Raw genomic sequence first — 7,875 nt, forward strand, 5'->3', positions numbered from 1 at the left:
CGCCGCACCCCACGCTCGGCCACCACATGCCGCGCGAACAACCCACCCAGACCACCGGTCCCACCAGTGATCAACACCGTCCCCTCCGGATCCCACGAGCGGACACCGTCATCGGCGAGGACATCGCCAAGGTCAGAGCTGGGCGCCACCCGCGCCAGCCGCGGCACCCGCACTTCAGCACCGCGCACCGCCACCTGCGGCTCGCCTGAGGCCAGAACCGCAGACAGCACGTCAGACAAAGTCGCGAGCGAAGACTCCCGATCATCCACGTCGACCAGCACGAACCGGCCCGGATTCTCCGACTGAGCGCTGCGCACCAGCCCTCGCGCCGCCGCCACGACCGGGTCCGGCGCCGCTTCATCGTCCTCATTGACACCGGTCACAACCCCGCACCGGGTCACCAACACCAGACGCGAATCGGCGAACCGGTCATCGGCCAGCCACCCCTGCAGCAGGCCCAGAACATGCGAGGTCAACTCGTGCACCGACTCCACGACCCCGCCGGCCCGGCCAGAGACCGCTTCCGCCAGCACCACACCCGGCACCGGACCCGCCTCCGCCAGCGACAGCAGATCCGCATGAACCGGCGCCGAATCCCCGCCCGAACCCCCAGCCGCCCGCAGCACCCCAGCGACACCCAACGTGTCCAGGCCGAGCACCGCCACCGGGAGCGGATCGGCGGTCGGGAGATCTGTCAGCGACGTCCACTCCAAGCCGAACAGCGCGTCCCGCTCCACCCCTCGGCCGCGTCCCGCGGCGGCGAACTGCTCGGCCGCGACCGGCCGCAGCACCAGCGACCGCGCCGACAGCACCAGTTCCCCAGCCGCGTCCACCGCCGTCACCGAGACCGCATCAGCATCGGTCCTGGCCAGCCGCACCCGCAGCACCGACGCACCACCGGCGTGCAGACAGACTTCTCCCCAGGAGAACGGCAACCGGCCGCCCTCGGCATCGTCCAGCCCGGCGAACGGCACCGCGTGCAACGCCGCGTCCAACAGCGCCGGATGCAACCCGAACGAACCCGCGCTCGACGCCGCCCGCTCAGGCAGAACGACCTCGGCGAACACCTCACCGGCCTCGCCACGCCAGGCCGCCTTCAAGCCCTGGAACACCGGCCCGTAATGGAACCCGCCCGCGGCGAACTGGTCGTACAACCCGTCCAGCTCAATGACGGACGCCCCCTGCGGCGGCCACACCACCGTCTCGAACGGCGCAGCGGCGCGGCCTCCGGCCGTCAGCACACCGGTGGCGTGCTCAACCCACGGCTCCTCATCGGCGGCCTCTGCCGACCGGGCATAGATGCTCACACCACGGCGGCCCGATCCGTCCGCCGCCCCCACCCACACCTGCACCGCGACCGCATCCCGCTCGCCCAGCACCAGCGGCGCGGTCAAGGTCAGCTCCTCGACCACATCACAGCCGGCCTGATCACCCGCCCGCACCGCCAGCTCCACGAACACGCTGCCCGGCACCACCACCGAACCCATCACCACGTAATCGGCCAGCCACGGATGCGACCACAGCGACAATCGCCCGGTCAGCAGCACCCCATCGGAGCCGGCCAGCCCGACCGCGGCCCCCAGCAACGGATGGCCCGTAGCCGCCAACCCGGCAGCCGCCACATTCCCCACCCGCGAACCCGCACCATCAGGCCAGAAACGCTGACGCTGGAACGCATACGTCGGCAACTCCACCCGGTGCCCGCCCGCAAGCACCGACTCCCAATCCACCACCGCCCCACACACATGCAACTGAGCCAACGCCGACATGACCGACCACCGCTCGTCCCGGTCCCTGCGCAGCACCGGCACCACCACCGCGTCAGACCCCGTCACCAAGTCCGCGACGGGCTGATCCTCGGCGGCAAGGGTGTCCTGAGCCATGGCGGTCAGCACCCCGTCGGGGCCGAGCTCCAGATACGCCCGCACGCCCTGACCGTGCAGCGCCCGGATGCCGTCGGCGAAGCGGACCGCGCCGCGGACCTGCTCCACCCAGTAGTCCGGCGAGCACAACTGCTCGGCCGTGGCCACCTGGCCGGTCAGGTTCGACACCACCGGAACCTGCGGCGCGTTGAAGGTGAGCGTCCGGGCCAGTTCCCCGAACTCTTTCAGCATCGGCTCCATCAACGGCGAATGGAACGCATGCGACACCCGCAACCGCTTAGTCCGCACCCCCCGCTCCTCCAGCACCGCGACGATCCCGAGCACCGGCTCCTCCACGCCGGAGATCACCACCGAGACCGGACCGTTCACCGCCGCGATCGACACCTCATCCTCACGCCCGGCCAGCAGCTCGGCGACCTCCTCCTCGGCGGCCTGCACCGCCACCATCGCCCCGCCCGACGGCAACGCCTGCATCAGCCGCGCCCGGCCCGCCACCAGCACACCCGCGTCGGCAAGCGACAACACCCCGGCCACGTGCGCCGCCGCGATCTCCCCGATCGAATGTCCCGCCAGCACTTCCGGCTTGACACCCCACGAAGACACCAGCCGGAACAGCGCCACCTCAAGCGCGAACAACGCCGGCTGCGCCCACCCCGTCCGATCCAGCGCCTCCACCTCGGGCGTGCCCGGCTCGGCGAACACCACCTCACGCAACGGCCCGTCCAGCAGCGGATCCAGCTCGGCGATCACCTCATCCAACGCCTGCGCGAACACCGGGAACCGGTCATACAGCTCCCGGCCCATCCCCGCCCGCTGGCTGCCCTGACCGGTGAACAGGAATGCGATCTTGTCCCGCCGCCCGCTCTGTCCCAGCAGGACGCCCGCACCCGACCGGCCCTCGGCCACGGCCCGCAGCCCGGCCACGACATCCTCGCGGGCACCGGCCAGCACCGCCGCCCGGTGCTCGAAGACCGACCGCGTCGTGACAAGAGAGAAGGCCATGTCGGCCAGATCCAGATCAGGCTCGGCATCCAGGTACGACACCAGCCGCTCGGCCTGCGCCCGCAGCGCCTCCGCCGTACGACCCGACACCAGCATCGGGGGCACATCTGCGGTCGCCGCCGGGTCCCGGTCCCCCGCTCTCGCCGCGATTCGCCGGTTGTTCGGCGCCTGCTCAATGATCACGTGGGCGTTGGTGCCGGTGAGGCCGAACGACGACACCCCGGCCCGCCACGGCCGCTCCACCCGAGGCCAGGCCCTGGCCTCGGTCAGCAACTCCACCGCACCAGCCGACCAGTCCACATGCGACGACGGCGCATCCACATGCAACGTCCTGGGCAACACCTCATGCCGCATCGCCATGACCATCTTGATCACACCCGCCACACCGGCGGCCGCCTGGGTGTGACCGATGTTCGACTTCACCGATCCGAGCAGCAGCGGCCGATCCTCCGGCCGATCCTGCCCGTACGTGGCCAGCAACGCCTGCGCCTCGATCGGGTCACCCAGCGTCGTCCCCGTGCCGTGACCCTCGACCACGTCCACATCGGCGGGGTTCAGCCCGGCGCTGCCCAGCGCCTGGCGAATCACCCGCTGCTGCGACGGACCATTCGGCGCGGTGAAGCCATTCGACGCGCCGTCCTGGTTCACCGCCGACCCGCGCAGCACCGCGAGTACCTGATGGCCGTTGCGCTGAGCGTCCGACAACCGCTCCAGGACCAGCACGCCCACGCCCTCGGCCCACCCCGTGCCGTCCGCCGCGTCGGCGAACGCCTTGCACCGGCCGTCAGGCGCCAGCCCACCCTGCCGGGTGAACTCCACGAACGCGCCAGGGGTGGTCATCACGGTCACCCCGCCCGCCAGCGCCAGCGAGCAGTCACCGCTGCGCAGCGCCTGCGTCGCCAGGTGCAACGCCACCAGGGATGACGAGCAGGCGGTGTCCACCGTCACCGCCGGGCCCTCCAGGCCCAGCGTGTACGAAAGCCGACCGGAGGCCGCGCCCGCGCCCATGCCGGTCCCGACGTTGCCCTCGAGATCGGCCAGCGAGCTGACCATCAGGTAGGAGTAGTCCTGACCGCTCATCCCGACGAAGACCCCGGTACGGCTGCCGCGCAGCCGGGCGGCGTCGATCCCGGCCCGCTCGACAGCCTCCCACGACACCTCCAGCAGCAGCCGCTGCTGCGGATCCATCGCCAGCGCCTCGCGCGGCGAGATCCCGAAGAACCCAGGGTCGAAGTCCGCGATGTCGCGGATGAAGGCTCCCTTTTCGGTGTCACTCCGAGGTCGGCCGTCCGGATCATGGCCCGACAGCATGTCGAGATCCCAGTCGCGGTCGGACGGGAAGCCCGAGGTGGCGTCACCACCTTCGACGATCAGCCGCCACAGATCCTCAGGGGAGGACACCCCGCCGGGGAACCGGCAGCTCATCGCCACGATGGCGATCGGCTCGGTGGTGACCGCGACCAGCTTCTGGTACTGACGCCGTAGCCGTTCGGCCTCCTTCATGGAGGTCCGGAGCGCCTGTACGACCTGCTCACTGGGCGTATCCATCACAGCCTCCGTACATCGGGCGGGGTCGGGAAACCTGCGGCCGGCGTCACCGGTACAGGACACCCACCGCCGCCGCGTCGATCGCGTCAGTCACCACGTCCCTCTCCGCACACACCGGCACCCGGTGCTCTCGCCTGGCGGAGCGTTCCCGCCAGGGAGGGGAGGCGGTATGCACGACGGGGCTCCCCTTAGCAGGAAGGTCGTCGAGCATGCCATCCATTCGGTGAAGTTAGGCCGATGGCGACTCGGCAAACGCCTAGTCTTTAGCGGGCCTGGCGAAGCCGGCCGTGCCCACGGGCCGTGGCCCGGGAAAACTAGTGATCCCCCTAATGTCGCCGCGATACCGTGCGGGCACGCCGACGTCAGGACACGAAAGACGTGCACGGCGACGACGGATCCGCACCGGAGCAGACGCCTGCGTGTCACTGGCTGTTCGGCAGTCCGGCTCCCGCGATGGAGGTGTGTGTGATGGGCGAGAGCCGCAAGCCGCTGCTGTTCGTGAGCAATCCAGGGGCCGGTGTCTTCAATCCCCTGTGCGTGATCGCCGCCGAACTGGCCCGGCGTGGTACGGAGGATCTGTGGTTCGCGACGGATGAGTCCTGCAGGGCCGACATCGAGAAGATCGGCGAGGGAAGCGGCGTGCGGTTCGCCTCGCTCGGCGAGACCGATCCAAGGCACTCCCCCGCCGACTGGGACGACGAGATGTACCGGCTGGCCACCCAGCGGTCCCGTTGGAAGGCACACCACGCGGTGGTGCGGCGCGGGTTCGACCCGAGCAGTGGGGAGAAGAAGTATCTGGCGCTCGACGCCCTGGCCGAAGAGCTCAAGCCGGCCCTCATGGTCTTCGACAGCGTGAACCCTCTCGCGCTCATAATAGCGCTCAAGAGGAAGATCCCATTCGTCCTCAGCTCGCCTTTCCTGCCGAGCAACCTGCTTATCACCAGGACACCGCGCGGATTCCCCATGCTGCACACCGGGCTGCCCTTGAACATGTCGTTCCAGCAGCGGGTCCACAACACCGTGTTCAAGCTCCGGGCCGGGCTGATGTTCCTGCATCCGACGATGCTGAGGCTCGCGCTCAAAAGCGCCTCGTACGCGAGGATGCTCCAGCTCCCACGGGAGGCGCTCCGCCCGTCGTCGAAAATCGACTGTGCCGATGCCGTCCTGTGCTATTCGGTCTTCGGGCTGGAGTACCCGTTCCCCCTTCCGGACAGGTTCCACATGCTCGGCGCCATCATCCCGCCGTTGCCGGAGGCGCCGGACGACGGCGACCTGTCCCGTTGGCTCGACGCCAACCCCTCCGTGGTCTACATCGGACTCGGCACCATCACCCGGCTGACCCGCCACGAGGTACACGCGCTGGTGGAGGTCGCCCGCCGGTTGGACGGCAGGCATACCGTGCTGTGGAAGCTCCCGGCCGAGCAGCAACACCTGCTACCGCCCAGGGACGAGCTGCCACCGAACCTCAGGATCGAGAGCTGGGTTCCCTCCCAGCTCGATGTGCTGGCTCATCCCAACGTCAAGCTCTTCTTCAACCACGGCGGCGCCAACGCGTTCCACGAGGGCCTGTATTTCGGCAAGCCGCAGATCATCCGGCCACTGTGGGTCGACTGCTATGACCAGGCGGTGCGCGGCGTGGACAGCGGAGTCAGCCTCACGGTGGACGATCCGCAGACCATCGACGCCGATGATGTGGTCGACAAGATCACCCAACTGCTGAACAACCCCGCCTTCCGTGAGCGCGCCGAATTCTTCGCCAAAGTGCAGCGTGAGGCGGGAGGCACCCGAGCGGCCGCCGACCTGATCCTGGGCAACCCGGCGCTGAAATGATCTGACAGGTACTGCCGAAGGACGTGGCGACAGCATGGAAACGCACAGTGGCGATCCGATATCCATCGAGTTCCCGAGGCGGCGGCGCGGGCAGCTCTCTCCCCCGGACGAGTACGCCTCACTCCGGGCGCAGTCGGGGCTGGTCAAGTCGGCGCTGCCCAACGGCAGCACCGTGTGGCTGGTCACTCGACATGATGACGTGCGCACTGTGCTCACCGATCCCCGGATCAGTGCCAGCCCCTTACACGAGGGCTTTCCGACGATCGGGCGCAACGGGACGGTGCCGCCGCCCGACCAGATTCCCGGCTGGTTCGTCGCGTACGACCCACCGGAGCACACCCGCTTCCGCAAGGCTCTGATCCCTGAGTTCACGGTACGGCGGATCGCCGAGCTTCGCCCGGCCATCCAGCGAATCGTCGACACCTGCATCGACGCCATGCTCAACGCCGGCACCACCGCCGAGCTGGTGTCCGCGTTCGCGCTGCCGGTGCCGTCGCTGATCATCTGTGAGCTGCTCGGCGTGCCGCGTACGGACCGCGAGCTTTTCGAGTCGAGGACGCGCATCCTGGTGACCTTCACCTCGACCGACGATGAACGCGAGGACGCGACCAAGGACCTGCTGCTGTACATCTCCAAGCTGATCACCATGAAGCAGCGGTTCCCCGGCAGGGACCTGACCAGCCGGCTGTTGTCCGCCGGAGTGCTGACCCCCAAGGAGATCTCCGGCGTCGCCCTGCTGCTGCTGATCGCCGGACACGAGACAACGGCGAACAACATCGCGCTCGGCGTGGTCATGCTGCTGCTGAACCGGCAGTGGATCGGCGCGCCGGGGGTGGTGGAAGAGGTGCTGCGCTACCTGTCCGTCGCTGACCGGGTGGCGCTCCGCGTGGCCGTCGAGGACATCGAGATCGGCGGGCACGTGATCAAGGCCGGCGAGGGCATCGTGCCGCTCGGCGCCGCGGCGAACCACGACCATGCCACGTTCGAGCGGGCCGACGAGTTCGATCCGAGCCGTTCGGCCCGCCACCACGTCGCGTTCGGGTACGGCGTGCACCAGTGTCTCGGGCAGAACCTCGTCAGGATCGAGATGGAGACCGTCTTCGCGTCCCTGTTCCAGCGGATTCCGACCCTTCAGCTCGATATCGCGGTCGAGGACCTGCCGTTCAAGTACACCGGTGTGCTGTTCGGGCTGCATGCGCTCCCGGTCCGTTGGTGACGGAGCGGCAGGCCCCGGCCGGTCACCTGTCAGACCCGGTCTCTCAAAAATGAGGAATGTCATGCGTGTCAATGTGAACGCCCAGCGCTGCATCGGTGCCGGCCAGTGCGTGCTCATCGCGCCGGAGGTCTTCGACCAGAGCGACGAGGGAACCGTCATCGTTCTGGTCGAAGACCTGGACGATTCGGCTCAGGCCGTTATGCGAGAGGCCGTCGTGGCCTGCCCGTCCAGGTCCATCTCGCTGGCCGAAAGCTGAAGACCATACCGAACAGGTGACCGCGATCTGACTGCACGAACCTGACCCGGCCGGGTGGACGCACACCCGACCGGGTCAATTGGCGTTCCGGACCGTCCCACCTTGGGTCCCGCCGTCATGGTCCCGCTCGTGGGCGCGGG

4 protein-coding genes are annotated in these 7,875 nt (G+C 68.9%); 3 read left to right on the plus strand and 1 reads right to left on the minus strand.

Annotated features, from left to right (window positions below; translation table 11 throughout):
• The coding region (locus tag ABZU75_RS44190) for a beta-ketoacyl synthase N-terminal-like domain-containing protein (protein ID WP_355568767.1) at positions 1-4,433 on the minus strand (4,433 nt) is incomplete at its 3' end.
• Positions 4,434-4,901: 468 nt separating this feature from the next.
• Between ABZU75_RS44190 and ABZU75_RS44195 the strand changes: the two genes are divergently transcribed.
• From ABZU75_RS44195 to ABZU75_RS44205, 3 genes are all read left to right on the plus strand, one after another.
• The gene (locus ABZU75_RS44195; RefSeq protein WP_355568770.1) at positions 4,902-6,263 is read left to right on the plus strand and encodes a glycosyltransferase; all 1,362 of its coding nucleotides are present in this window, start codon (positions 4,902-4,904) and stop codon (positions 6,261-6,263) included.
• Positions 6,264-6,297: 34 nt separating this feature from the next.
• On the plus strand, positions 6,298-7,479 hold the full coding sequence (locus ABZU75_RS44200; RefSeq protein ID WP_355568773.1) for a cytochrome P450: 1,182 nt from the start codon (positions 6,298-6,300) through the stop codon (positions 7,477-7,479).
• 61 nt (positions 7,480-7,540) lie between these two features.
• The gene (locus ABZU75_RS44205) at positions 7,541-7,735 is read left to right on the plus strand and encodes a ferredoxin (RefSeq protein WP_326638669.1); all 195 of its coding nucleotides are present in this window, start codon (positions 7,541-7,543) and stop codon (positions 7,733-7,735) included.
• Positions 7,736-7,875: the final 140 nt, after the last annotated feature.

The sequence above is a fragment of the Streptosporangium sp. NPDC005286 genome (assembly GCF_040607515.1).
Taxonomy (GTDB): domain Bacteria; phylum Actinomycetota; class Actinomycetes; order Streptosporangiales; family Streptosporangiaceae; genus Streptosporangium.